This is a genomic window from Phaeobacter italicus, from assembly GCF_019801785.1.
GTDB lineage: Bacteria > Pseudomonadota > Alphaproteobacteria > Rhodobacterales > Rhodobacteraceae > Phaeobacter > Phaeobacter italicus.
In genome coordinates this window covers 452,398-478,132 of record NZ_JAHVIJ010000003.1, presented here as the reverse complement: position 1 = coordinate 478,132, position 25,735 = coordinate 452,398, and the positions used below count along the sequence as shown (strand labels likewise).

The window sequence follows — 25,735 nt, the reverse complement described above, 5'->3', positions numbered from 1 at the left end:
GGCGTTTTCATGCCTTAGGCGGTGTTTTCGCCACAGTTGCGGCCAAAAACCACCCTGTCGCGCCCATCCAGATCTGGCAGGACACGTACATCCACCAACCCTGCGGTGCGCAACATTTCCGCAACCTGCGCGCCCTGAGTTGGCCCGATTTCCAAAAGCACCCGCCCACCCGGCGCGAGATATTCAGCGACCTGCTGCGAAATCGCGCGATAGGCGCTGAGCCCGTCAGCCCCGTCGGTCAGGGCCATTTCCGGTTCATGGCCCCGAACTTCGGCGGACAGGCCTTCCATTTCATCTAGCGCGATATAGGGCGGGTTCGAGACTATGAGGTCAAACTGCCCCTCGACCTGCGCAAACCAATCCGATTGGCGCACATCGGCGCGTGGCTCGACCCGGTGCAAAACCGCATTGGCACTGGCCTGCAGGCAGGCTGCTTCGCTCAGATCGACGCCCAGCCCGGTCGCTTTGGGCTGTTCGGCAAGGAGGGTGACCAGAAGGCAGCCCGATCCCAGGCCAAGATCAAGAACCCGGGCAAACGGTTCTGCCAGCGCGGCCTCGATCAGGCATTCGGTTTCCGGGCGCGGGTCCAGCACATCGCTTGAGACCTTGAAGCGGCGGCCATAGAACTCGCGCTCTCCCACCAGATGGGAGACAGGCACGCGGATTGCGCGGAGCGAAATCAGCTGTTCATAGCGCTCGGCTACATCGGGATCGAGATCCTCGGGTGCGATCAGCGTTACCCTGCTTGCCTCGATCCGCGCTGCATGGGCCAGCAAGACCCGCGCGTCACGGGCGGGGTCAGGCACCCCTGCCGCCCGCAGCCGCGCGGCTGCTGCGGCCATTGCCTGTGCAGCTGTCTGCGGCGCGTTCATTGGCCCATCTCGGCCAGACGCCGTGCCTGATCGTCGGCTGTGAGCGCATCGATGACTTCATCCAGATCGCCCTGCATGATCTGATCGAGCTTGTAGAGCGTCAGATTGATCCGATGGTCCGACATGCGGCCCTGCGGGAAATTATATGTCCGGATCCGTTCGGAACGATCCCCCGAACCCACCTGACTGGCCCGATCGGCGGAGCGTTCGCTGTCGATCCTCTGGCGCTCCAGATCATAAAGCCGGGTGCGCAGAACCTGCATTGCGATCTCTCGGTTCCGGTGTTGGGATTTTTCCGAACTGACGACGATGATGCCCGTTGGGATATGGGTGATCCGCACGGCCGAGTCGGTGGTGTTCACGTGCTGGCCGCCCGCGCCGGATGCGCGCATCGTGTCGATCCGCAGGTCTGCCGGGTCAATGCGCAGATCGACCTCTTCCGCTTCGGGCAAAACAGCAACCGTCGCGGCCGAGGTATGGATACGACCGCCAGACTCGGTCACGGGGACACGCTGGACCCGATGAACACCGGATTCATATTTCAGCCGGGCAAACACGTTGTTGCCTTTGACATGGGCAACCACCTCTTTCAGGCCGCCAAGTTCGGTGGACTGCTCTTCGATGATCTCAAACGTCCAACCCTGCGCCTCTGCGTAGCGTTGGTACATGCGCAGCAAATCCCCGGCAAACAACGCCGCCTCATCCCCGCCGGTGCCGGGACGGATTTCCAGCATCGCAGGTTTGCTATCGGCTGCATCCCGCGGCAACAGGGCCAGCTGCAGCGCCTGTTCTGCCTCTGGCAGGGCCGCACGCAGACCCGGCAGCTCTTCCTCGGCCAAAGCCGCCATATCGGGATCTGCCAGCATCTGCTCGGCTTCATCAAGATCCGCAAGCAACCGACGATAGGAAAGGATCTGCTCCGCGACCGGGCGCAGGTCGGAATACTCCTTGGCGAGGGCTGCAATATCCTCGCCGCTTGCCCCATCGGACATCGCAGCCTCAAGGTATTGAAACCTCTGCAGGATCTGTTCAAGGCGGTCTTCGGGGATCATGCGTGGGGTATCCGTTTAGATCTGACTTTGGCGGAGGGCCTGCCATGTGATATGCTAGGCCCATGCAACATGCCAGTCCCGATATCGCCAATCACCGGCCAGGCGCGGCAGCGAAACCCTGCGGAGGCGTCCTTGCGGCCGTGGTTTTGGTCACATCGCTGACATGTGGCGTGGCACAGGCTGATGTAAAAACACCTGGCGGGCGCACCATTGACTGCTATTGCACCGACAGTAGCGGCAGCCGCATAGAGCTGGGGGAATTCATCTGCCTGCAGGTCGACGGGCGCATGTTTACCGCGCAGTGCCAGATGTCGCTGAACGTTCCCATGTGGAGAGAGGTGCAGAACGGCTGCCTGTCGGCAAAAGGCGCTGATGCGGTCTCTGATCTGCCCCATACCGCGTCAAGCACGGCGTGGCCGCGGATCTGAACCGCCGCTTAGACACCCGCGCCTATTGTGCGGCGCCTTCCATCTGGGCAATCCAGCCACTGATGCGGTCGTTGTTGCTGCCGAGGTCAGAGCGCCCAAAACGCAGGCGCGCATAGACCTTCAGCAGATCACCATCCTGACGTGCGGTGGTGTAATCGGGAAAGCCGATAAACCGCGTGCGCGTCACATAGGTGATCATCTGATCCTCGACCGAACCGGCAAGAACACGTGTACGCGGCGCGTTTGCGGCCACGGCATGAAAACGTTCAAGCCCGCTTTCGCCGGTCCGCATCACCCGAAAGACACCCCCGCGAAAGGTTCTGTCCTCCGAAAATTCCGGCTGGGTGTTCCAGTCCAGCGGATCACTGGGCGCGAGACGAATAAAACCGAGCACCACAACAACTGCTGCGATGCTCAGCCAGACAAATATCATCACGCGCCCCATATGCTATCAACTCTCTCCTGGCGCATGCCAGAAGCGATGCGCGTTACTTGGTTTCAACGCCCGGCAGCACACAGAGCAGCTCATAAAGCAGGTTTGCTGCAGTCAGCGCCGTATTGCCCGATGTGTCGTAAGGCGGCGACACCTCAACCATGTCACACCCTACAATATTCAGCCCCCGCAGCGCCCGGATCAGTTCCAGCGCCTGCGGCGTGGTCAGCCCGCCGATTTCCGGCGTACCGGTTCCCGGTGCATAGGCTGGGTCCAGGCTATCGATATCATAGGACACATAGACAGGCCTATTTCCGATATCGCGACGAATTTCCGCACCCAAGCCATGCAGAGAACGGTGCCACAGCTCGCTCGCCGGGAAGTGCTGAAAGCCCCAGCGCTGCGCTTCCTTGAAGTCCTCAGAGCCATAGCCCGTGCCGCGCAACCCGATCTGGTAGGTCTTGTCCGGGACAATCAGCCCCTCTTCATAGGCGCGACGGAACACGGTGCCGTGAGTTTCCCGCTCGCCGAACATGTCGTCATTGACGTCAGCATGTGCATCGACATGCACCAGCGCGACAGGCCCGTACTTGCCTGCGATGGCCCGCAGGATCGGCAGGGTAATGGAATGATCGCCACCCATTGCGACCGGGATGACATCGCCTGTCAGGATTGCCGCATAGCTTTCCTGAATGATGCGCAGGCTGTCCGACAGCGAAAATGTGTTGATGGCCAGATCACCGATGTCACCGATATTGAGGCTGTCAAACGGCGCAGCGCCTGATGTCATGTTATAGGGACGGATCATCGCGCTTTCGGCACGGATCTGTTTTGGGCCAAACCGTGTTCCCGAACGCCAGGAGGTGCCAATATCCATCGGCACGCCCAAAATAGCCACATCCAACCCCTCAAGAGAGGTCGCTTGCGGCAGCCGCATAAAGGTGTTGGGCCCAGAGAACCGAGCAAGATCATTGCCGCTGATGGGCTGATTGAAATCGGTCATCGGCCTGTGATCCTCCAGCCAAGAAGACAAAGGATGCTCATCGCAACATGCGCCCCGGCGATCGCTGTCGCACCTGTGGTGTCAAAGGGCGGCGAGACCTCGACCACGTCGCCGCCGAGAATATTGATACCGCGCAGCTCCTTGAGGATCGCCTCTGCCTGCGCAGAGGTGAGGCCACCCCAGACCGGCGTGCCTGTCCCCGGTGCATATGCTGGATCCAGACAGTCGATATCAAAGGTCAGATAAACGGGCCTGTCCCCCAGAACCTCGCGGATGCGGCGCGCAGTTTCGACAGGGCCGATGGCATGCACGGTGGGCGCATCAATGGTAGGAACGCCCAGATTGTCTTCGTTCGTCGTACGAATGCCCACCTGGACCGATGTTGCGGGATCGATGACCCCGGATTTCACCGCCTTGTAGAACATGGTGCCATGATCGACACGGCTGAAATCATCATCCTGCCAGGTGTCGCTATGCGCATCGAAATGCAGCAGGGAGATGGGCCCGTATTTCTCGGCATAGGCCTTGAGGATGGGGAACGACACATAGTGATCGCCGCCGATGGCAACGGTTGCTGTATCCGTCGCGAGGATCCCGCGGATGTGATCGGTCAGCGTGTCGGGAAAGGCCGCAACATTTGCATAGTCAAACGCCAGATCACCGTAATCCACGATCGCCAGCTCGCTGGCCGGGCAGATGTCCCAGCCATATGGTGCATCGGGGCTTTGCAGGGCCGAAGCCTCGCGCACCGCACGCGGGCCCAGACGGGTGCCCGGACGGTTGGTCACTGCCTGATCAAAGGGGATGCCGGTGACGGCAATATCCGCATGTGTCAGATCTTTGGTGTAGCGGCGTCGCAGAAAGGACGTGGCGCCCCCAAAGGTGTTTTCAAAGCTCAACCCTTTCAGGTCTTCGCGGGTGAAGGCCTGATCGACCTGTGTTTTTGCGTCTTCTAGCGCCATGCGGACTGCTCCCTCTTCTCGGGTTATGGCCACCTCCTAGCGAAAGCGCGCAGTCTTGTCATCTGAAAGGCCGCGCATTGCCGTCAGATCAGGTTGCGGGCTGTGCTCTTTCGACCAGACGGACAAAGAATGACGCGCCAATCGGCGAAATCTCATCGTTGAAATCATACTTCGGATGGTGCAGCCCTGCGCTCTCTCCCTGCCCCAGGAAGAGATAGGCGCCCGGTCGTGCCTGCAGCATGTAGGAAAAGTCCTCCGCGCCCATCTCGCGTCCGCCTTCGCTCTCGACGTTGTCGGCCCCTGCGATTTCCGAGGCGACATCCACCGCAAATGCGGTTTTTGCGGGGTCGTTGTAGGTGGCGGGATACCCCTCCTCATAGTTCAGCTCGGCCTCGACACCATAGCTGGCGGCCTGGCCAGCCACGATTTCCTTCATCCGTTGCATCACCATCTGCTGCACATCCGGGTCGAAACTGCGCACGGTGCCGTTGATGTAGGCCGTGTCGGGCACAACGTTGTCGGTGGTGCCTGTGTGGATTTGGGTCACGGACACCACGAGATCCTGCAGCGCATAGTGGTTGCGGCTGACGATCGTCTGGATCGCCTGCGCGATACCGCAGGCTGCCATCACCGGATCGCGCGTCTCATGCGGCATGGCGGCATGCCCACCGCGCCCGTTGATATGGATGTGGAATTCATCCGTTGCGGCCATCAGCGCACCGGGCGTTGTCAGGAATGCCCCCACCGGCAGGCCGGGTGCATTGTGCAGCGCATAGACCTCTGAAATGCCAAAGCGGTCCATGATGCCTTCTTCCACCATGATGCGCGCTCCGCCAATCGCCTCTTCTGCGGGCTGGAAGATCAGCGCGACACGACCGCTGAAATTGCGCGTCTCCGCAAGATACTTGGCAGCGCCCAAAAGCATGGTTGTGTGCCCGTCATGCCCACAGGCGTGCATGTTACCCGCATGACCAGAGACATAATCGACCCCTGTTTCCTCCGGGATGGGCAGGGCATCCATATCCGCGCGAAGACCGATCGTTGGGCCGGTGCCTGCATCATTCCCCTGCCCGTTGATGATCGCCACCATGCCGCTGGTCGCAATCCCTTCGTGCAGCTCATCCACCCCGAATTCGCGCAGGCGTTCAGCCACAAAAGCGGCTGTTTTGGGCAAGTCCAGCGCCAGCTCTGGTATCTGGTGCAGGTGCCGACGCCAGGTCTTCATTTCTTCGGCGTAATCGGCAATTCGGTTCACAACCGGCATTGGGGTGGACTCCTTGGTCAGACTCGGGATTGATGCATCTGACACCGGAATAAGTTGGCCTGCAATGCAAGAAAATCACCTCATTCACGATGAAACTGCCGGAATTGAACGGCTCTTGGAAATCATGCGTCGCCTGCGTGACCCTAAGGGTGGCTGCCCTTGGGATATCGAGCAGGATTTTGCCAGCATCGCGCCCTATACCATTGAAGAAGCATACGAAGTTGCCGACGCGATTGAGCGTGAGGCGTGGGACGAACTGAAGGGAGAGCTGGGCGATCTGCTGTTTCAGTCGGTGTTTCATGCCCAAATGGCAGCAGAGGCCGGGCATTTCACCTTTCAGGATGTGGTCACAACCATGTCCAACAAGATGGTGTCGCGTCATCCGCATGTCTTTGGCGATGAGAGCCGCGAGAAATCGGCCGAACAGCAGACAGCCGATTGGGAAGCCATCAAGGCGGCAGAACGCGCTGGAAAGGCGCAGCAGGGCACGTTGGATGGTGTGGCGGTCGGCCTTCCTGCGCTCTTGCGGGCATACAAATTGCAAAAACGCGCAGCGCGTGTCGGGTTTGACTGGCCCACGACCAATGAAGTCATCGACAAGATCGCGGAGGAAGCCGCTGAGCTGGTTGAGGCCCGCGACAGCCTTTCCCAGGATGAGGTTGAGGAAGAATTCGGTGATCTGATGTTTGTCATGGCCAACCTTGGTCGTCATCTCGGCGTAGAGCCCGAAGCCGCCCTGCGGCGGGCCAATGCCAAGTTCATCCGGCGGTTTGAGGGCGTGGAGGCGAAACTGGCGGCCCGCGGCAAACGGCCGGAAGACAGTGACCTTGCAGAGATGGACGCCCTCTGGGACGAAGTGAAGGCAGACAGCCGCGCCGAGAGCAACAGCTAGCTTGCCCCGCCCCCTTTGCCCCCCATATCACTGTCATGCTTCGCTTAACCCCTATTATCCTTGCCGTGATCTATGGTCTCGTGATGTACCGCTTCTCCGTGTGGCGGACGCATCGGGCGCTGGATCAGCAATCGACACAGCTGGCAGATGCCCGGCTGCGGCAGCTGACCGACCAAATGGCCGCCGCTCTGGGAGTGAATTCCATCCCGGTCTACATTTACGAAGTCGACCCTGTGAACGGTCTCGCCGCCCCTGATGGGCGGATCTTCATCACGCGGGGCTTTTATCGAAAGTACCGCACCGGCGAGGTGAGCGATGCCGAACTCGCCTCGGTCATTGCGCACGAATTGGGCCATGTCGCCCTGGGTCACGCAAAAAAGCGGATGATCGACTTTTCCGGTCAAAATGCCCTGCGCACGGCGCTGATGCTGATCATCGGGCGTTTTGTTCCCTTGGTCGGTCCTTGGATTGCCAATCTGCTCACCACCTTGCTGGCCGCGCGGCTGTCGCGCAGTGATGAATATGAAGCCGATGAATATGCCGCCGCACTTTTGGTCAAATCAGGCATCGGAACGGAACCGCAGAAGAGCCTGTTCCGCAAGCTGGAAGCCCTCACAGAAGCCCGCGCCGGGATGGCGCCGGCCTGGTTGATGAGCCACCCCAAAACCGAAGAGCGGATTGCTGCCCTCGAACGGCTGGAGGCCAAATGGGACAAGGCGTGAAGATGAGCTTCACCCCATAACCAGTTGCAAAACATGGTTAACACAAGTTAACCCTCTGCTTTTGCCCCTTACCCCTTGCCGCCGCCCTCAACCTTCCCCACATGGGAAGGTAGTGTTTCACTGCCGCTCTCTGCTTGGTGCAAACGAGCGGCACATTTGCCGGAGCCTCCATGCGCTATTCTGTTCTTGATCTTGCCCCCGTGCCTGATGGGCAGACCATTGCCCAGTCCCTGCGCAACAGCACAGAGCTGGCACAGAAGGCCGAAGCCTGGGGATACCACCGCTATTGGCTGGCCGAGCATCACAACATGCCGGGCATTGCCAGTGCGGCGACAGCGGTTCTCATCGGCCATATCGCAAGCCAGACGCAGACAATCCGTGTCGGGGCTGGCGGCATCATGCTGCCCAACCATGCGCCCTACATGGTCGCCGAAGCCTTTGGAACATTGGCGAGCCTGCATGGCGACCGGATTGATCTGGGGTTGGGCCGTGCACCCGGCACCGATATGCAGACTGCACGCGCCCTGCGACGCGGCATGGCCTATGACCATGCCTCTGGCGACAGCTTCCCACAGGATGTTCTAGATCTGATTGGTTTTCTTGGCGCAGATGATCCACACCGCCCGGTTCGGGCTTTTCCCGGACAGGAGACATATGTTCCGGTCTGGATCCTCGGCTCCAGCCTTTATGGGGCGCAGCTGGCCGCCAACCTGGGACTGCCTTACGCCTTTGCGTCTCATTTCGCCCCCGCTGCACTGGAAGAGGCGCTGGAGGTCTATCGCCGTCAGTTCCGCCCATCTGCCACGCTGAGCAAACCGCACGCGATGATGGCAATCAATGTCTTTGCAGCTGACAGCGACGCCGAAGGCAGCCGACTGCGCACGACCATGCAGCAGGCCTTTGCGCGTCTGCGTCTCGGAAAACCTGGAAAGCTCCCCGCGCCCGTTGATGATATCACCGACCACATACCAGCGCCGGTGCTTGCAGGCGTGAACGAGGCGCTGCGGATCTCGGCCACTGGCAGCAAAGACACGGTCCGCGCAGAGCTATCTTCCATTATCGCGCGCTATCGCCCGGATGAGGTGATCATCACGGGTCAGATTCACGATCATGAGGCGCGGCTGCGCTCCTTTGAAACAGCGGCAGAGATCCTGAGCGAGATCTGAGACCAGAGCGTCAGGCCGCAAGCGCCTTGGCCAGCCGTGGCAGGCGGGCCTTTTTCAACAGGGGGCGCATGTCCCAGCCGCCATCTGACAGGCGGTTGGCCTCGTCCAGCACCCTGCCTGCAACTTCGGCAAGACCGTTGGGGTCCTTCAGCCAGAAATCATAGAGCAGTTGATCGGGTCCGATGCGATCCAGCCCCTCCTCTGCCAATGTGTGGCGGGGGAAGTCCTTGTTGTTGACCGTGACAATCGCATCTGCGTGCCCTGCAACCGCAGCGGCCAGAACGTGGATGTCGGCCGGATCCGGCAACCAGAGCCGAGCCTCGCCCCCTGCCACAGGCGAAACGCTCGCATTTGGCCAGGCCGCACAGATCAGGGCGATTTCCGCGCGCGCCTGCGCCTCTCCCGTCGGGCCGATCTTGCGCGCGGCGCGGGCCCATTCCTCGAGGATGCGGGCAGACCACAGCGGTTCAAAATGCCCCTGACGGGCCACGCCCAGCAGCATCTCCCGCATCACGGTTGGATACAGAACACAGGTATCAAGAAGCAGCTTCATCGGGCGCGCACCCTTGCAAGAGGTCTCAATCGAGCCGGAAGAACACAGCCTTCAGATAGCCGCTCTCGGCCAGTTGCGGCAGCTGCGGATGATCCGGCCCGGCATAGCCCGTGTGCAACAGCTGGCCACGACGCCCACCCCGGCCAATGCCACGCGCAGATGCGTTGCGGAATTTCGACAGATCTGCAGCATGTGAACACGAACAAAGCCCCAGATAGCCACCCGGGGCAACCAGTGGTGCCGCCAGCTTGGCCACGCGTTCATAGGCGCGCAGGCCCGCTTCAAGCGCGGGTTTGGACGGGGCAAAGGCCGGCGGATCACAGATCACCACATCAAACTGCGCTCCCTCCTCGCCAAGTTTTGTCAGCTCTTCAAAAGCATCGCCTTGCCGCGCTACAAAACGGTCAGCCATGCCGCCCGCCGCAGCCCCCTGTGCAGCCAGGTCCAGCGCGGGTGCAGAGCCGTCCACACAGGTCGCCTCAGATGCCCCCGCTGCCAGCATCGCCAAACCGAAACCACCCACATGGGAGAAAACATCCAGAACCTTGGCACCGGGTTTCACCAGCCGCGCGGCAAAGCCGTGGTTTTCCCGTTGATCGTAGAACAGGCCGGTTTTCTGCCCGCCCGTCAGATCCGCCATATAGGTTGCACCATTCATGCCCACGGCAATCGGCGCCTCAGGCGCGAGCCCCAAAAGGGTTGCGTTCTGATCGTCCAGCCCTTCCAGACCGCGGGCGCGGCCGGTGGCGTTTTTCAGGATGGTGGTGACACCTGTGACCGCGGCCAGCGCCTCGGTCAGGGCCTCCAGGTGGCTCTCTGCCCAGGCCGCGTTGGGCTGCACCACGCAGGCATCGCCAAAACGGTCGATCACCACCCCCGGCAGACCGTCGGATTCGGCGTGAACCAACCGGTAGAATGGCGCATCATAAAGCTGCTCGCGCAACTCCAGCGCGCGGCGCAGGCGGGTTGCAAACCAGTCGGTGTCGATCACCGCCGCCGGGTCACGATCCAGAATGCGTGCAATGATCTTGCTCTCGGGGTTCATCGCAACCAACCCAAGCGGGGTCATTGCCTCATCCTCCAGCACCGCCAAAGTGCCGGGGGCAAGCTTGCGCGTGCGCCGGTCAGTCACGAGTTCATTGGCATAGACCCACGGAAAGCCGTGGCGCAGGGCACGGGCGTTTGCCTTGGGTTTCAGTTTTACGCGGGCGCGCTCAGGCGCGGAGGAAGAAGCTGTCATGCGCCTCTCTTACCTGCAAGATCTCCGCGTTGGAAGAGCGTCCCACACGCGAGACATCGACACACGCAAGACGCCAACGCACCCATCCAAGCCACACCGCTGCCCTGCGCGGCGCAGAAGACGCTAGCGGTCGCGCGATCGCCAGCCGCCGCGCCTGCGTGGTTTTGCAGCGGCCTCGGCTCCGGCGCGCAGCACCTGCGTCATCGGATGATCGGGCTGCGCTGCACCGTAGGCTGCGAGCAAGCCGGGGATTGCCGCCCGGCTGTCCTGACCATCGGGCAGGCTCAGAGCCCAATCAAGAAAGATGCTGCGACATTCCCCTTCGGATATGCCGTCCATGCGATAGGATTCGCGGATCAGCCCCTTGGGGTCAAGTGCCGGATCCAGGCCAGTCGACCCGCTTGTGGCGGTTCTGCTGTCTTGTGTCTCACTGCTCATGATCTGCCTCGCCCCTCCCTGTTCAGATGCCGCTATGGCCTGTAGCCTTGGCCTGCGACTGTGGTCCGCATCCATCGGACGATTGTAAAATCTGGCCCCCGCAAAGCCAGCCTACCGCAGATAGGCCAGCCACAGATACGCCAACCCCAGCCCGGCCCGTCCGCTCTGGATATGCCCTGATCCTGTCCGGTTTCAAGGCGATCCAGTTTTCAAACCAGACCAGTTTTCACCGCTGCCCTGTCAGGTCTCATCGGCGTCATGAGCCCCGACCTGTGCCAGTCCCTCTGCGATGATCTTCGCACAGGCGGCATAGGCCGTTTCCAATGCTTCGCGCAGCTCCGCCAAACTGTCATGGCCTGTGCTGCGACACAGGAACTGCGCGCCACCCTCACCCATCGTGTCCTCGTCGATCGCCTTGCCAGACACCAGCCGCGCGGCGGTCTGCACGGACCAGAATAGGTCGTAGCCGCGCTGCAACTCTGCCGCTCCAGCGGCATCCAGCCATCCGCAGGCGACAGCGCCGCGCAACCCGCTGGCCACATCCTGCGCCGTTTCCCCGCTCAGCAAGACACCAGCCTGCCCGATCAGTTCGATATCCAGCATCCGCCCTGCCCCGGTCTTTGCGTCCCAGGGGCCTGCGGGCGTTTTTGCAGCCGCCAATCGCTCGCGCATGCTTGCCACTTCTGCCAGAACCGTGTCGCGTGGCCGGGGCTGTGACAGGAACCGTTGGCGAAATGCACGGATGTCATCGGCGAGCGCCTCGGAACCGGACTGATCCTCCCCGGCAAGGGAGGCCACGACACGGGCGCGGGTCAGAGCCAGATGCTCCCACACCCAGGCATCGTTTTCCTGATATGTGGTGAAGCTGTCAAAACTCGTCGCAACGGGGCCCTGTGTGCCAGAGGGGCGCAGCCGCATGTCCACCTCGTATAGACGCCCCTGTGACATCGGCGCAGTGAGCGCGGTGATCAGGGCTTGGGTCAGGCGCGCATAATACGGCCGGGTTGCCAATGCTCGCGGCCCTTCCGAGGCCTCCTGGCCAGCGGCGTCGTAGATCACGATTACATCCAGATCGGACTGGGCGTTGATCCGCCCCGCGCCAAGTGACCCCATCGCCAACACAGCCGCCCCGCGCCCCGGCGGCGTGCCGTGTTTGCGGGCAAATTGCGCCACCACCAGCGGCGCCAGAGCCGCAATCACCACCTCGGCAAGCTCGCTGTATTGTTTTCCCGCTGTTTCAGCGTCGATCAGGCCGCGCAGGTGATGGACGCCAATGCGGAAATGCCATTCCTTGCACCAGCGCCGGGTCGCATCAAGCTGGCTTTCGTAGTCCTCCTCGCGCGACAGCACCGCATCCAATGCGGCACGCAGCTCTGACCGCTCTGGCCAGACATCAAAGAAGGATCCACCAAGCACCGCATCAAACACCCCCGAATTGCGCGACAGGTAACTTGCCAACGTCCCAGAGGTGCCAACGATGTCGATCAGCAGGTCGATCAGCTGCGGGTTCGCCTCAAACAGCGAAAACAGCTGCACCCCTGCTGGCAGACCCGCCAGGAAACCATCCAGCGCCACCAGCGCCTCGCCCGGCTGTGCAGTGCGCGACAGACGGCTGAGAAGCTCCGGCTTCAACCGTTCAAAGATCTGCGCGCCCCGTGCTGATCGCAATGCCGGATAGGTTGGCCAGCGCGCGATGATATCGCCATCCAGCTCTTGGGGGACCGCAACCACCGGCGCGGCAGGCTGCGCATCCGGGGCAAAAAAGCCCTCTGTCAGCTCGTGCACCTCGCTCAGGCGGGCTTTGACGTCTGCCATCAGATCATCGACATCCCGCCCCATCAGGCAGGCCACACGGGCAATGCCATCTTCGGACTGCGGCATCCGGTGGGTCTGGGCATCATGCACCATCTGAATGCGGTGTTCGACCTCTCGGTGGGCCACATAGTGGTCGATCAGCTGATCGCAGACCTCCTGCGGCACCCAGTTGCGCGCAGCCAGCGCCTGCAGCCCATCAAGCGTTCCGCGCGGCCGCAGGGTTTCATCTCGCCCCCCGGCAATCAATTGGCGCGTCTGGGTAAAGAACTCGATTTCACGGATGCCACCGCGACCCAGCTTCATATCATGTCCGGGCACCGTGATCGGCCCACCGGTGCCTTTGTTTTCTCGGATCCTGAGGCGCATGTCATGGGCGTCCTGGATCGCCGCGAAATCAAGATGGCGCCGCCAGACAAACGGGCGCAGCGTGGTCAGGAACCGCGCGCCAGCCTCAAGATCACCCGCACAGGGGCGGGCCTTGATATAGGCGGCACGCTCCCAGGTGCGGCCAAGGCTTTCATAGTAGCGCTCTGCCGCCTCCATCGCCATGGCAACCGGGGTCACCGACGGATCCGGGCGCAGGCGAAGATCCGTCCGGAAAACATACCCATCCGCCGTGCGTTCGCTGAGCGTGGTGCACATATTGCGGGTCGCGCGCACCATGCCCTGCCTTGCCTCGTAGAAATCCGCCGGATCAAAACGGGTTTCATCAAACAGGCAGATCATGTCGATGTCCGAACTGTAGTTCAGCTCATGCGCGCCCATCTTGCCCATCGCAAGAAGGGTCAGCCCCCCGGCACTCTCAACATCGTCATCCGTCAATCCCGGCAGCTTCTTGCGCCGGATCAGCGCCGCGATCTCGGCCTTGATCGCAACATCGGCGCAAAGTGCTGCAAAATCGGTGAGCGTGCCAGTCACCTGCATCAGATCCCAGGCCCCAGCCAGGTCACACAGCCCGCTCAACAAGGCAACGCGCCGCTTGGCCTGCCGCAGGCCCGGCTTCAGCTGATCTGGTGCCAGTGCACGCACATCCCCCATGACAGCGGATATCGCCGCGTCTGGGTCGGCCAGCGCCTCTGGCAGCCAGCCCGCCTCTCTCAGCGCGAGTTCCTTGAGATAGGGGCTGGAGCCGGCCGCCCCTTTCACAAGCGCGGCCTGATCGCCGGAAAGATCCGGCAGAGAGGCCAGCGCGTCCTCGCCCAGATCTGGATCAAAAGCGCGTGGAAGGCGCTGAATATCAACAGGATGTGCCATAACGCGAGACTGTGCAAATCCACCCGCGAGGTCAATCTGTGAAAGCGACGCAATGGTCAGGAAAAAGGACTGATGTGCCAACACATGACCCAAGGGTGACGCTGGGTAAGGAATACCGGAATGGTTGCTGGCTGGCAGTGCCGCTAAAACGGTCTGAGTGGTTGCGTCCGTCACGCCGGGGGTAAGTCGGGCGTATTTTTTGACGAGTGATTGATTGCCCTACTCACATTTAGGGGGTGGACCAACTCTCGATCTGTCCAGAGCGCTGAGTGGCCCGCCAAAGGGAACGCAGCCCGACGACGCGACGCAACCGCTGTTCTATTCCTCTCCGCAGCTTTTTGAGATGATAAGGGGGTCCGCGCTGGCCATGCACTCGCCCCTACCCCTGCCTTCGTTTTGTGGTTCTTTTACGCCCGTCGGCAAGATACGTTGGGGGCGGCGGCCAACCACCGCACAGTGACGACCAAGGGCCAGACGACAGATGAAAAGATCCAAGCCACCCACGCCGCGACCTCGCCGGGCAAAAGGGGCCAAACCGGCAACCGGTCGCAGACCTGGCATCATCTTCAACGCCCTACCAACCCATCGTGATATCCAAGTCCAGCTGACGCAACGCGGCGAACCGGTGATGATTTTCCCCGGTCGCACAGTGCTGTTTGACGATATGAAGTCCTATCTGGCCCGGCTTTCGCGCCCTTTCTGGCATCCCGGAAGCGAAGGACAGACCCTTCGCAACTTCGACTGGATCGTCAACATGCTCGCCGATCCAGATCATTACGATCAAGCCCTGCGGTTTCTGGACAGGAACTTTGCCGCGAACCCTCTGCCAATCTTCAATCGTCCCGCCGAAGTTCTGAAAACCCGGAGAGATCTCGTCACGCATCACCTATCGGGCATCGACAACCTGATCTGCCCGGCATGCCTGCGGTTCAGCCCAACATCCCCGCAATGTTTCAGGGAAACGTTCGAAAAGGGAGAGTTCGCCTATCCAGTTCTGATCCGCCCGGCGGGCTCTCACACCGGGCATGATCTGCTGAAGATCGACACAACAGAGGACTGGGACAAAATCCACCAGATCCCTTGGGGTGGGCGGACGTTGTACATGACGCAATGGATAGATTTTCGCTCGGACAAGGGGGAATGGCGCAAACTTCGGTTGTCGATCACCTCGGAAAGCGTCCGGTTGCGCCACATTCTCTATGGGGACAGCTGGCTGATCCACTCTGCCCATCGTGACACCGATATCGTGAATCGCGAACTGGACATACTTCTGAACGCCGATGATTGGGCCGCGTTGCAAACCCTCGGGCAGAACATCCGAAGCCGCCTGAAACTGGATTTCTTTGGCGTCGATATCGGCTGGAAATCCGACAGTGCCTTTGTCCTGTTCGAGGCAAACCCCTCAATGTCGATCCTATCTTATCACAACATGCCAACCCTGCGCCGCGAAGACTATACCGCCAACCTGCAACGCATCGAACAAGATGTCTGGCGGGCACTTGAACGTGTCACCAAGATCAAGCGCACCGGTTAGATCGGCAAAAAATACTGCGGCTTGGCACCTTAATTCCCCCAATAAAACAACCGCCTATCCGAAAAATGTGAAAAACATTTACATACACGCTTGAAAGCTGACGGGGCAATGCCGATATGCATTTATGTGAAGCGCATTAACATTGCGACGGCACATCAACGCTAACCTGGAGACCGCAATGACGAGTTACACTTCTACCGCCCCGCACCCGTCCGAACAGGGTTGGTTTTCCCGCACGGAGGCCTGGCTCGACCACAAGGGCAAAGGGGCCTGGATTGCCGCAATGGTTCTGGGCTTCGTCTTCTTCTGGCCTGTCGGCCTCGCCCTCTTGTTTTACATGATCTGGAGCAAACGCATGTTCTCGAAATCCTGCCGCCGCCGCACCTCCTGGACCCGCCACGGCATGTCGGCGATGAAATCCAGCGGAAACAGCGCCTTTGATGCCTACAAAGCTGATACGCTGCGCCGCCTGGAACAGGAGCAAAACGACTTCGAGGCCTTCCTGGAACGCCTACGCGCTGCCAAGGACAAGTCTGAGTTCGATCAGTTCATGGACGAACGCGCGCTGAAAGCCGACGAGGATACACGCCTTGATGAAGACGACAGCGACGACGACAGCCCACGCGGCGGAAAACGTCACTGACAATCAGATCCACAGGCCCGGATATTCCGGGCCACCGTGGATACCAACACCGAACAGAACGCCCCGGGGGCGCCACCCATCCCGCCCCTGCCCTGACCTGACCTGACCTGATGCACACCCAACCTGTCGATTGCTATCCAGAAAAGGAAACGCCGATGTCCGCCCTGCCTGACCCCGACTACCAGGCTGAATTCTATCAGTCCGTCGCCTCCAAGCGGCTTCTTGCCTGGGTGGTGGACAGTGTGTTCATCTTCATCCTCGCAAGCCTTGCCGTTGTCCTGACCGCCTTTACCGGGCTGTTCATCTGGCCGCTGCTCTATCTGGTGATCGGTTTTGTTTACCGGGTCGCCACCATTTCAAACGGCTCCGCGACCTGGGGGATGCGATTTGCAGGCATTGAGCTGCGCGACCAGCGCGGGCGTCGACTGGACGGCTCCCTCGCGCTTTTGCACACGGCCGGATACTCGATCTCGGTTGCGATCCCGGTGCTGCAGGTGATTTCCGTCCTGATGATGCTGACCTCCTCCCGTGGTCAGGGCCTGACCGACGCGCTGCTCGGGACCGTGATGCTGAACCGCCGGGGCGTTCGCCTGTAACTGTGAGGTGCCAGACCTGCACGACCATGACCCGGCTGAGGTGAGACCCCGCCACAGCATCTTGTAAACCTTAATGCGATCTGGCCCCTTGGCGCAGTGCAGAGCGGTTGTTATCATCCAAACAAACCCTGCGGCCAGATCGCCCCGCGCAACCGCGAGCCATTCGCGGTTCCGGGGCGTTTTGCCCACCCCAAACGGATCACCGCGACCCGATGCGCCATACACTGCCCATTGCACCCCAGTTCTATGTGACCGCGCCCCAACCCTGCCCCTATCTGGATGGCCGGATGGAGCGCAAGCTGTTCACGGCGCTGCAGGGCGATGGGGTGGAGCAGCTGAACAACAGCCTGTCTCAGCAGGGCTTTCGCCGCTCGCAGAACGTGCTTTACCGTCCGTCCTGCTCCGAATGTTCGGCCTGCCTGTCGGCCCGGATCGACGTCGCGGCCTTCACCGCCAGCCGCAGTCAAAAACGCACACTCAAGCGCAACGCCGATCTGGAGCGGCGCGCCACCTCCCCCTGGGCGACCGAGGATCAGTACAGCCTGTTTCGGGACTATCTCGACAGCCGCCATGCAGACGGTGGCATGGCTGACATGGACGTCTTTGAATATGCCGCCATGATCGAGGAAACCCCGATCCGCAGCCGCGTGGTGGAATACAATGACCGCGAAACCAATGCGCTGACAGCCGTATCCTTGACCGATGTGCTCGAAGACGGGCTGAGCATGGTCTATTCCTTCTACAGGCCGAACCTGCCGCAGCGGTCGCTTGGGACCTTCATGATCCTCGACCATATCGAAATCGCGCGCGAGGCCGGGCTGCCCTATGTCTATCTCGGCTATTGGGTTCCGGGCAGCGCCAAGATGGGCTACAAGGCCAAGTTCACCGGACTTGAAGTCTATCACGGCGGCTCCTGGCAGGTGATGTCCGACCCGAGCGCCTTTGAAGATACGGCGCATCCGCTCTCGACCGACCCGATCGCAGAGCAGGTCGCCAACATCCACTTGCCGGAAACGCGCAAACCCTACAGGTAATCCATGCAATTTCTTCATGCAGTCACGCTGGTCGTCCCCGATTACGACCCGGCGATAGAATTCTATTGTGGCACGCTTGGCTGGCAGCTGGCCGAAGATGTCGATCAGGGCCGCAAGCGGTGGGTGCGTATCCTGCCGCCGGGCGCAAGCCAGGGCAGCCTGATCCTCGCGCGGGCCGATACGGACGCGCAACGCGCCATCATCGGCAACCAGTTCGGCGGCCGCGTGGGCCTGTTTCTGACCACCGACGATTTTGCCCGCGACCACGCCGCAATGGTGGCAGCCGGTGTGCAGTTCAACGAAACCCCTCGCCACGAGCCCTATGGCATCGTTGCCGTCTGGCAGGACCCTTTTGGCAACCGCTGGGATCTGATCCAGCCAGCCTAGTCCGGGCGACTTGGCAGGCGTCATCTGTCATCAAAAACACCCACACGCAAAAAAGGGCCCTCCGACGGTGGGCCCTTTTTCAGTCATATGGATCGCAAGATCAGTTCGGGATCAGCGCCGGGACAATCGTCACGATCGACGGGAAGGTCCACAGGATGCCCAGACCAACCACCTGGATCAGCACAAATGGCAGGATCCCGCGGTAGATATGGCCAGTCGTCACCTCTTTTGGCGCAACCCCGCGCAGGTAGAATAGCGCAAAGCCGAAAGGTGGCGTCAGGAACGAGGTCTGAAGGTTCACCGCAACCATGATCGTCACCCACTTCGGATCGAAGGAACCACCGTAGATAACCGGACCCACGATGGGGATCACGATGTAGATGATCTCCAGGAAATCGAGCACGAAGCCCAGGATGAACAGAACCACCATGACGATCAGGAAGACCTTCAGCTCGCTGTCAAAGCTCTTGAGGAACTGCTGGATGTAGTGTTCGCCACCAAAGGAGATCACCACCAGGTTCAGGAGCTGCGAGCCGATCAGGATGGTAAACACCATCGAGGTCACCTTGGCCGTTTCGCGGACAACTGGGGTCAGAACCCCGCCCTTGAACAGCACCCAGCAGCCGTAGATCAGACCGAACAGTGCAAAGATATATGCACCATATGCCACGCCAAAGGCGATGACGGTTTCGGCGCTGACACCTTCCTGGCCGTTGATGCGCAGATCGAAGTTCACGCCAACCAGGATACAGATCGCCACGGCAAAGGTTGCCCAGATGATGATCTTGCCCGATTTGCCCTGATCCTGCAGCTTGCGATAGGCTGCCAGCATGATCGCGCCACCTGCACCCAGGGCCGCTGCGGGCGTCGGGTTGGTGATGCCACCAAGGATGGAGCCAAGCACGGCCACGATCAGAACCAGAGGCGGGAACACCACGCGGATCAGATCATTCTTGGCACAGCGCGCAGCTGCTGCCTTGCAGCCGTAAAGGACCAGAAGCGTCGGCAGAGCAATCAGCAGAACCGTCACACCCGGGCTTGTCGTCGGGGCAATCGCCACCACGTCGACCAAGGCAATCAACAGCACGCCGATGGCGCCAATGATCAGCGGTTTGGGATCAGCCGAGGGAGACACGCCGCGACCCACTGCCAGAACCAGACCCGCCATGACCATCAGAACAGTCAGACCGGTGCCGATCGGTGCAGCTGCTTCGATCTTCGCGATGCGGGCTGCTTCCAGTTCTTCTTCGGTCAGCTTGGTCGCCTCTGCCACGCCGCCAGCCGCGTCGATGGCTTCCTGTTCTGCAACCGCAGTATCCCAGGCCTCCTGACCATGCAGATCAATCATGGCCGCCTTACAGTCTTCGCCGACGTTGGTGCGCAGCGATGCTGTCTGACCTGCGTCAGAGAAGGCAGAGACGTTGACGTTCTGGCTGCCGATCAGGTTCACCTGACCAAGAAGCATCGCACCTGCAATGATTGCCACCGGAACACCCAGGAACCAGGTCAGGCCTTCGCCACGGGTGATTGGCTCGCCGGTCCCGCCTTCCAGCACCACAGCCGGGGCCTTGGACGGGTTCAGCATGGCATAGCCAAAGGCATAAAGCGCATAAAGCAGAGCCAGCATGATGCCTGGCAGCAGCGCCGCCTGGAACAATGTCCCAACCGAAACAACGGCCGGTTCACCCAGATAGGTCAGCGCATCAGAGCAACCAAACTCCTGCGCGCGCGTTTCCTGCGCGGTGGAGTAGAGATCCCCCGCCAAGGTGCCGAGCAGAACGATAACGATCGACGGCGGAATGATCTGCCCAAGCGTACCGGAGGCTGCGATCACCCCTGTCGCCAGTTCCGGCGAGTAGTTGTTGCGCAGCATGGTCGGCAAGGCCAGCAGGCCCATGGTCACAACCGTCGCGCCCACGATGCCGGTGGAGGCCGCTAGGAAGGCGCCCACAACAACGATGGACACAGCCAGACCGCCGGGCAGCGGGCCAAAGACGCGCGCCATGGTGGTCAGCAGATCGTTTGCAATCTTGGAGCGTTCCAGAGTGATGCCCATCAGAACGAACATCAGAACCGCCAGCAGGGTTTCGATCGATGCACCGGCCAGAACACGTTCGTTCATGCGGTTCACGATGAAGGAGATGTTGCGGTCCATCGCAACTTCCCACCCCTGCGGGAAGACCGGCTCGCCAATTCTGGGCAAGTCCGGATATCTGAATACCGAGACTGCATCTGTTTTCACGCCAGTGGCGAGCAGATCCCGATAGGCCTGCGACGAGGTGTCGATGGCCTGGTGGATCAGGATCCCCGCGCTGTCGAGCGCGGCAATGATCCCGAAGGAGATGACCCCGGCACCACCGATGGCAAAGGCCACCGGAAAGCCAGAGAGGATACCCCCGAAGAGGCAGAAAAAGACAATGATTAGGCCGATTTCAACGCCATCAAGTCCGAATAGCATGGGTGCCGTCCCTTATTTAATGCGCGCCTTCATAGGCTTCTTCACCTTCACCAAGGCTGTCCTTGTCGAGGTGCTTGTTCTCGCTGCCCTGACCTTCCACGAACTCCAGATATGAGCGGTAGAAGAAGGCAATCGCGTGCAGGAAGACGATACCGGCGAATGTCACCAGCAAGATCTTGAAGAGGAAATAGCCGTTAAAGCCGTTGGGGCTGAAACCGATCGTTTCCACGTTCCAGCGCAGCGCGCGGGATTTCATGACCAGGCGCTCCAGCGTGTCAGAGGCCGACGGCTTTGGTACGATCAGATGACGCCACAGGAAATACCAGCCATACATCCAGGTCAGAACGGCCGCAGGCATCATGAAGATCAGCGAACCGATCATGTCCACCATGCGCTTGGCGCGAAAGCTGATGCCCGAATAGATCAGGTCAACGCGCACATGTCCGCCCTGTACAAAGGTGTAGGTGACGCACAGGCACACCACGAGGGCGTTGTAGAGCTTGAGCTCTTCTGCGAACCAACTGATATCCTTTTCCAGCGCGATGCCGAGACCAAAGCTCATGTCCGGGCGGGCAAACACCCGCTGCATGAACACGATCACGATCTGCTGCAGCACCATCAAAAGACCCGCCCAGGCAAAGAGGCGTCCCAGCGTGTTGGCAAAGCCCTCCAGCCCGCGCACCACGCCCCACATGATCGAACGGCGATACATGCCAACAGCCGTCAGCAGCAGGAATGCGGTGAACACCACAAAGAAGAACTCGACCGACCCGCCATAGTAGACGAACCGCATGATGGAGGCTTTGTCCGACCAGTCCAGCCACAGCTGCGGGTGGGTGACGGCATAGCCAAAGTTGTAGAAGGCGCCAGCGATGTTCTGGATCAACCAGTACAGACCGCCGAATAGGGCCCCGAAAAAGGAAATGCCACTTTCGTCCTGCATTTTTCCCTCGATTGATTGCGTGCAGCGCGGGCCTCAGGCCGGAACGGATGAACGTTCGCCGGGCGCGTTCGGGACGGGCGGTTCATGCCACCGGTGCCTGCTGCAATTGCGAAAGATCCCCCGCACATCGCGGGGGATCCGATTTAAACCGTCCTGCGGGCTTAGCCCAGTACGCGGTCGCGCTGCGCGGTGTAGGCGCTGGAGGACAGGTTGTGCCAGGCCGAAGACGCCTTCATGGAGGCCATCGCGCTGTCGTAGATCTTCTTGTACAGCTCGTCGCCCAGGTTCTCTTCGTGCACTTCCATGGAGGCCTTGCCGAATGCGTCCCAAACGCTGTCCGGGAATTCCATGACCTTGACGCCACCGGCCTGCAGACGCTGCAGAGCGGCACCGTTGTTGGCCAGGAACTGGCTCAGGTTCCACTGGTGTGCTTCGGCTGCAGCCACTTCGATGATCTTCTGATGTGCCGGGCTCAGGCCCTCGAAGACGTCACGGTTGGTTGCAACAGACAGACCTGCGCCCGGCTCGTGGAAGCCCGCGGTGTAGTAGGTCTTGGTGATTTCCTGGAAGCCGGCTTTCTCGTCCGCCCAGGGGCCGATCCACTCGGTGCCGTCAATCGCGCCGGAGGACAGCGCCTGATACACTTCGGAGCCCGGAATGTTCTGAACGGATGCGCCCAGTTTACCCAGTGCCTTGCCACCCAGACCCGGCATACGGAACTTCAGGCCGTTGAAATCTTCGGGGCTGTTGATCTCTTTGGAGAACCAGCCACCCGCCTGCGCGCCGGTGTTGCCCGCCAGGAAGGACTTCAGACCAAAGATCTGGCCCAGCTCGTCATGCAGCTCCATGCCGCCGTCCTGGTAGTACCAGTTCACCAGTTCCTGAGCGGTCAGACCGAAGGGAACAGCGGTGAAGAAGGCATAACCCGGATGCTGACCCACGAAATAGTAGTCCGCACCGTGGTACATGTCGGCCTGACCAGAGGTCACGGCGTCAAAAACTTCGAATGCACCAACCAGCTCGCCTGCGGCTTTCAGGTCAACGGTCAGCTGACCATCGGACATGGTGGTGATGTTGTCTGCAACACGCTGAGCAGAGTCATGCACACCTGCCAGGCCACGGCCCCATGTGGTGACCATGGTCAGGGTACGCTTGCCCTGTGCATAGGCCGGTGCTGCCAGAGTGGTTGCGGCAGCTGCGCCGCCACCCAGCGCGGATGTCTTCAGAAAAGAACGACGATCCATAGGTTTCTCCTCCCATTTATTTGGATAACCCCGAACCAGACGGCCGGAGTGGATCTCATCGAGTGGAGCAAGCCTATCCAGACCGCGCAGCATGTGAATACCTACTACTGCGTAGAAAGTCGCAATTTGGACAACTTTTTTGTCCAAAATCCATGCACCCCGCAAAGCCAGCCCCTGCCCTCAGGCAGCTGTTAGCGGCCGACTGTGCGCCTTGCGCACGTTTCTGGGCTTTGATTCCTCAATCCGATTGCGTAACGATTCGACCATGCGTCTGATCCCGGAATTCCTGCGCCCCAATTACGCGCAAAAGCTGTCTCTGCTGGCGACCCTGCCCCTCATCGTGGCCGGAGCCGCCATCGCGGTCCTTGTTTCAATCCAATCCCGCGAGCTCGCCGAACGCGAAATTCAGGCGCTGGAAAAACAGCTCCTGCAGGCCAAGATGGCGGAACTGCGCAATTATGTGACACAGGCGCGTAACGGCTTTTCCCACATCTACGGGCTGGCGGCACCGGATGACGCCGAAGCCAAGGAACAGGTCACCCAGATCCTCAGCGCGATGATCTACGGGCGGGACGGGTTCTTCTTTGTCTATGATTATGACGGCACCAATCTCGTCAGCCCACGCCAAACCGACTACATCAACAAGAACTGGAGCGGGCTGACGGACAGTCGCGGCACACCCGTCGTGGATGAATTCATCCGCCTCGCCCGTCAGGGCGCGGGATGGCACACTTTCATGTGGGAAAAACCCTCAACCGGTGAGGAAGCCCAGATGGTCGCCTATGTGATGGGGCTGCAGGACTGGCAATGGGCGATCGGCACGGGTGTTTTCATCGATGACGTGCTCGCCTCTGTTGCGGCCTCCCGCGCGGATGTAGAAAGCCGGATCCAACGGACCTTTTATTACATCGGTGCGATCACGCTGTTTGCGCTTGGCCTGGTCTTTGCCTCTGGGATGGTTCTGAACATCCGCGAACGCCGCCTTGCCGATGCCAAGCTGAAAGAGCTGACCCAGCGGGTGTTTGATGCCCAGGAGGAAGAGCGCGGCCGCGTTGCGCGAGAGCTGCACGACGGGATCAGTCAGCTCTTGGTTGGGGTGCGCTATGCCCTCGACAATGCCCGCAGGCGGCTGACGCGCGGTGATTTTGACCGGGTCGAAGACCCCCTCAACAAAGGGATCTCCAACCTTGGCACTGCAATCACCGAAGTTCGCCGCATCAGCCGCGATCTGCGCCCCGGTGTTCTGGATGACCTCGGCCTTGGCCCTGCACTGAAAGCCCTGACAGATGATTTCGCGGCGCGCACCGGAATCGAAACCCGTTTCAGCACGGTGGTGTTCCGCAACCGTTTGGACGAAGAGGCCAAGATCGCGCTGTATCGCATCGCGCAGGAGGCGCTCACCAATATCGAACGCCACGCCGAGGCAAGCGAGGTCACGATGGATCTGCGTGGGCACGCACGCGGCGCCACCATGCGCATCACCGACAATGGGCGCGGCCTGCCCCCCGCCCAGGACCGCTCTGGCCCGGGAATTGGGCTGCGCAACATGCAAGAGCGGATTGAACAGCTTGACGGAACCCTGCGGATTTTGTCATCACGTGGGGCGCAAAGCGGCACGGTGATCGAAGTTCTGCTGCCACTCAGCCACCTGCTGCCCCCCGGAGAGGCGTCAGCATCCAAGTGGGTCTCCTGACCTGCGCAACATGTTCGGACCCCCGCGTCCGGACGGCTCCAACCGGGCCACCAGACCAAAACGAGGGCAGCCATGCCAGACACCATCCGCGTTCTGATTGTAGATGATCACCCCATGGTCGCCGAAGGCATCCAGTCCATTCTGGAAAGCTATGACGATATTGAGGTCGTCGGCATTCCCTCCAACGGCGAAGAAGCGGTTGCGCAGGCTCGCGCGCTCAATCCCGATGTGATCCTGATGGATCTGAACATGCCGAAACTGGGCGGGTTGAGCGCGACCGAGATCATCCTTGAGGAAGCCCCCAAGACCCGGATCCTGATCCTGTCGATGCATGACAGCCCGGAATACATCTCTTCTGCACTGTCCCATGGTGCGATGGGCTATGTGCTGAAGGATGTCCCCACCGAAGAAATCCGCCAGGCCATTGATGCCGTCATGTCCGGCGAAACCTATCTCTGCACCGGAGCGGAGGGCTCTCTCAAACCCAAGGACAATCCCGACCGCGAGGCGTTGACCGGGCGCGAACAGACCATTCTGCTGGAACTCGCACAGGGCAAATCCAACAAGGATGTTGCGCTGGCGCTTGATATTTCTGTGCGCACTGTCGAAACCCATCGCAAGAATATCAAACGCAAACTGGGGATCTCTTCTACCGCGGGTCTGACGCGATATGCGTTGGAACATGGCGTTTTGCAGGGGACCGGTCACAGTTTCTGACCCGCCGGGCTGGCCCCTTTCCGCACGTTCCACCAATCTGCTGCGACGCAGCGCGCCCCGCGCCAAAATACGTCCGCAATGGGACCCTTTTTTCGGGATTCCGGCATCTCCCACTCTGGCGGCGCTGCCAACCGAGAAACAAAACTCGCAGTTGAGACCGAATTGAGCAGCATTTCCGCACTCAAAAACCTGAAAATGTCGCAAGCCAACAGGCTCACGCAAGAAAATTTCTCAAAACCGGGTGTTTTGATCTCTTTTGCCTGTTGACGCCCCCTCCCCCCGGTCATAAGGTCCGCTTCAACGCTAAGAGGAGCCAGCGCGATGAAAACCCTAGTCGTAATCGTAGGAACCATGCGCATGGGCCGGTAACGGTACACCATAATCGAACCCAT

At 60.5% G+C, this 25,735-nt stretch carries 25 protein-coding genes; 11 read left to right on the top strand and 14 right to left on the bottom strand.

Annotated elements, in window-relative coordinates; all coding sequences use genetic code 11:
• Window positions 1–14: 14 nt before the first annotated feature.
• Together prmC and prfA are read right to left on the bottom strand one after the other, a co-directional pair.
• Window positions 15–872: a peptide chain release factor N(5)-glutamine methyltransferase gene (gene prmC, locus KUV39_RS09920; protein ID WP_222459668.1), complete on the bottom strand. Its 858-nt coding sequence runs from the start codon at window positions 870–872 to the stop codon at window positions 15–17.
• On the bottom strand, window positions 869–1,924 hold the full coding sequence (gene prfA, locus KUV39_RS09915) for a peptide chain release factor 1 (protein WP_222459667.1): 1,056 nt from the start codon (window positions 1,922–1,924) through the stop codon (window positions 869–871). Before prfA ends, prmC begins: the two co-directional genes overlap by 4 nt.
• A 62-nt stretch (window positions 1,925–1,986) precedes the next feature.
• Between prfA and KUV39_RS09910 the strand changes: the two genes are divergently transcribed.
• The gene (locus tag KUV39_RS09910; protein WP_244998306.1) at window positions 1,987–2,352 is read left to right on the top strand and encodes a hypothetical protein; all 366 of its coding nucleotides are present in this window, start codon (window positions 1,987–1,989) and stop codon (window positions 2,350–2,352) included.
• A 22-nt stretch (window positions 2,353–2,374) separates the two neighbouring features.
• Here KUV39_RS09910 and KUV39_RS09905 read toward each other — a convergent pair whose 3' ends face one another.
• The 4 genes from KUV39_RS09905 to KUV39_RS09890 form a co-directional block, all read right to left on the bottom strand.
• The gene (locus tag KUV39_RS09905) at window positions 2,375–2,797 is read right to left on the bottom strand and encodes a DUF1499 domain-containing protein (RefSeq protein WP_046210968.1); all 423 of its coding nucleotides are present in this window, start codon (window positions 2,795–2,797) and stop codon (window positions 2,375–2,377) included.
• A gap of 43 nt (window positions 2,798–2,840) precedes the next feature.
• Window positions 2,841–3,788 carry an agmatinase gene (speB, locus tag KUV39_RS09900; RefSeq protein WP_037302230.1) on the bottom strand — a complete coding sequence of 316 codons (948 nt, stop codon included), beginning with the start codon at window positions 3,786–3,788 and terminating at the stop codon, window positions 2,841–2,843.
• A complete protein-coding gene (gene speB / locus KUV39_RS09895) occupies window positions 3,785–4,750 on the bottom strand; it encodes an agmatinase (protein WP_008561171.1) in 966 nt (321 codons plus the stop codon). The genes speB (KUV39_RS09900) and speB (KUV39_RS09895) overlap by 4 nt, the downstream gene beginning before the upstream one ends.
• Window positions 4,751–4,838: 88 nt before the next feature.
• On the bottom strand, window positions 4,839–6,014 hold the full coding sequence (locus tag KUV39_RS09890) for a M20 aminoacylase family protein (RefSeq protein WP_046210970.1): 1,176 nt from the start codon (window positions 6,012–6,014) through the stop codon (window positions 4,839–4,841).
• A 64-nt stretch (window positions 6,015–6,078) separates the two neighbouring features.
• Here KUV39_RS09890 and mazG point away from each other — a divergent pair, with 64 nt between their 5' ends.
• From mazG to KUV39_RS09875, 3 genes are all read left to right on the top strand, one after another.
• Complete coding sequence (gene mazG, locus KUV39_RS09885; protein ID WP_222459666.1) at window positions 6,079–6,906, top strand: nucleoside triphosphate pyrophosphohydrolase; 828 nt, start codon at window positions 6,079–6,081, stop codon at window positions 6,904–6,906.
• 35 nt (window positions 6,907–6,941) lie between these two features.
• A complete protein-coding gene (locus KUV39_RS09880; RefSeq protein WP_222459665.1) occupies window positions 6,942–7,628 on the top strand; it encodes a M48 family metallopeptidase in 687 nt (228 codons plus the stop codon).
• A gap of 170 nt (window positions 7,629–7,798) precedes the next feature.
• Window positions 7,799–8,794 (top strand): LLM class flavin-dependent oxidoreductase, encoded by a 996-nt coding sequence (locus KUV39_RS09875; protein ID WP_222459664.1) that lies wholly within the window; start codon window positions 7,799–7,801, stop codon window positions 8,792–8,794.
• 10 nt (window positions 8,795–8,804) lie between these two features.
• Here the strand turns inward: KUV39_RS09875 and KUV39_RS09870 are convergent, their stop codons facing one another.
• The 4 genes from KUV39_RS09870 to KUV39_RS09855 all read right to left on the bottom strand — a co-directional run bounded on the left by KUV39_RS09870 (window position 8,805) and on the right by KUV39_RS09855 (window position 14,094).
• Window positions 8,805–9,347 (bottom strand): RSP_2648 family PIN domain-containing protein, encoded by a 543-nt coding sequence (locus KUV39_RS09870; RefSeq protein ID WP_222459663.1) that lies wholly within the window; start codon window positions 9,345–9,347, stop codon window positions 8,805–8,807.
• A gap of 25 nt (window positions 9,348–9,372) precedes the next feature.
• Window positions 9,373–10,587: an RSP_2647 family RNA methyltransferase gene (locus KUV39_RS09865; protein ID WP_046210974.1), complete on the bottom strand. Its 1,215-nt coding sequence runs from the start codon at window positions 10,585–10,587 to the stop codon at window positions 9,373–9,375.
• Window positions 10,588–10,710: 123 nt separating this feature from the next.
• A complete protein-coding gene (locus tag KUV39_RS09860; RefSeq protein ID WP_222459662.1) occupies window positions 10,711–11,025 on the bottom strand; it encodes a hypothetical protein in 315 nt (104 codons plus the stop codon).
• 240 nt (window positions 11,026–11,265) lie between these two features.
• Window positions 11,266–14,094 carry a [protein-PII] uridylyltransferase family protein gene (locus tag KUV39_RS09855; RefSeq protein WP_222459708.1) on the bottom strand — a complete coding sequence of 943 codons (2,829 nt, stop codon included), beginning with the start codon at window positions 14,092–14,094 and terminating at the stop codon, window positions 11,266–11,268.
• Window positions 14,095–14,575: 481 nt separating this feature from the next.
• Between KUV39_RS09855 and KUV39_RS09850 the strand changes: the two genes are divergently transcribed.
• The 5 genes from KUV39_RS09850 (at window position 14,576) to KUV39_RS09830 (ending at window position 18,288) form a co-directional block, all read left to right on the top strand.
• Window positions 14,576–15,628 (top strand): hypothetical protein, encoded by a 1,053-nt coding sequence (locus KUV39_RS09850; protein WP_222459661.1) that lies wholly within the window; start codon window positions 14,576–14,578, stop codon window positions 15,626–15,628.
• Window positions 15,629–15,806: 178 nt separating this feature from the next.
• Window positions 15,807–16,271 carry a DUF2852 domain-containing protein gene (locus tag KUV39_RS09845; RefSeq protein ID WP_222459660.1) on the top strand — a complete coding sequence of 155 codons (465 nt, stop codon included), beginning with the start codon at window positions 15,807–15,809 and terminating at the stop codon, window positions 16,269–16,271.
• A gap of 155 nt (window positions 16,272–16,426) precedes the next feature.
• The gene (locus KUV39_RS09840; RefSeq protein ID WP_008561940.1) at window positions 16,427–16,867 is read left to right on the top strand and encodes an RDD family protein; all 441 of its coding nucleotides are present in this window, start codon (window positions 16,427–16,429) and stop codon (window positions 16,865–16,867) included.
• A gap of 212 nt (window positions 16,868–17,079) precedes the next feature.
• Window positions 17,080–17,901 (top strand): arginyltransferase, encoded by an 822-nt coding sequence (locus KUV39_RS09835; RefSeq protein WP_008561314.1) that lies wholly within the window; start codon window positions 17,080–17,082, stop codon window positions 17,899–17,901.
• Window positions 17,902–17,904: 3 nt separating this feature from the next.
• Window positions 17,905–18,288, top strand: a complete 384-nt coding sequence (locus KUV39_RS09830; RefSeq protein ID WP_222459659.1) for a VOC family protein — start codon at window positions 17,905–17,907, stop codon at window positions 18,286–18,288.
• 100 nt (window positions 18,289–18,388) lie between these two features.
• Here KUV39_RS09830 and KUV39_RS09825 read toward each other — a convergent pair whose 3' ends face one another.
• The 3 genes from KUV39_RS09825 to KUV39_RS09815 all read right to left on the bottom strand — a co-directional run bounded on the left by KUV39_RS09825 (window position 18,389) and on the right by KUV39_RS09815 (window position 22,933).
• The gene (locus KUV39_RS09825; RefSeq protein ID WP_008563261.1) at window positions 18,389–20,746 is read right to left on the bottom strand and encodes a TRAP transporter large permease; all 2,358 of its coding nucleotides are present in this window, start codon (window positions 20,744–20,746) and stop codon (window positions 18,389–18,391) included.
• 16 nt (window positions 20,747–20,762) lie between these two features.
• Window positions 20,763–21,689 (bottom strand): TRAP transporter small permease subunit, encoded by a 927-nt coding sequence (locus tag KUV39_RS09820; RefSeq protein ID WP_008559242.1) that lies wholly within the window; start codon window positions 21,687–21,689, stop codon window positions 20,763–20,765.
• Window positions 21,690–21,850: 161 nt separating this feature from the next.
• On the bottom strand, window positions 21,851–22,933 hold the full coding sequence (locus KUV39_RS09815) for a TRAP transporter substrate-binding protein (RefSeq protein ID WP_008561043.1): 1,083 nt from the start codon (window positions 22,931–22,933) through the stop codon (window positions 21,851–21,853).
• A gap of 265 nt (window positions 22,934–23,198) precedes the next feature.
• Between KUV39_RS09815 and KUV39_RS09810 the strand changes: the two genes are divergently transcribed.
• Complete coding sequence (locus KUV39_RS09810; protein WP_046210979.1) at window positions 23,199–24,626, top strand: cache domain-containing protein; 1,428 nt, start codon at window positions 23,199–23,201, stop codon at window positions 24,624–24,626.
• A 72-nt stretch (window positions 24,627–24,698) separates the two neighbouring features.
• Window positions 24,699–25,343 carry a response regulator transcription factor gene (locus tag KUV39_RS09805; protein WP_008562152.1) on the top strand — a complete coding sequence of 215 codons (645 nt, stop codon included), beginning with the start codon at window positions 24,699–24,701 and terminating at the stop codon, window positions 25,341–25,343.
• On the opposite strand, the gene KUV39_RS09800 is transcribed toward KUV39_RS09805, so the two are convergent.
• Window positions 25,331–25,735, bottom strand: coding sequence for a hypothetical protein (locus KUV39_RS09800; RefSeq protein ID WP_222459658.1), 405 nt, complete (start codon window positions 25,733–25,735; stop codon window positions 25,331–25,333). The genes KUV39_RS09805 and KUV39_RS09800 overlap by 13 nt on opposite strands.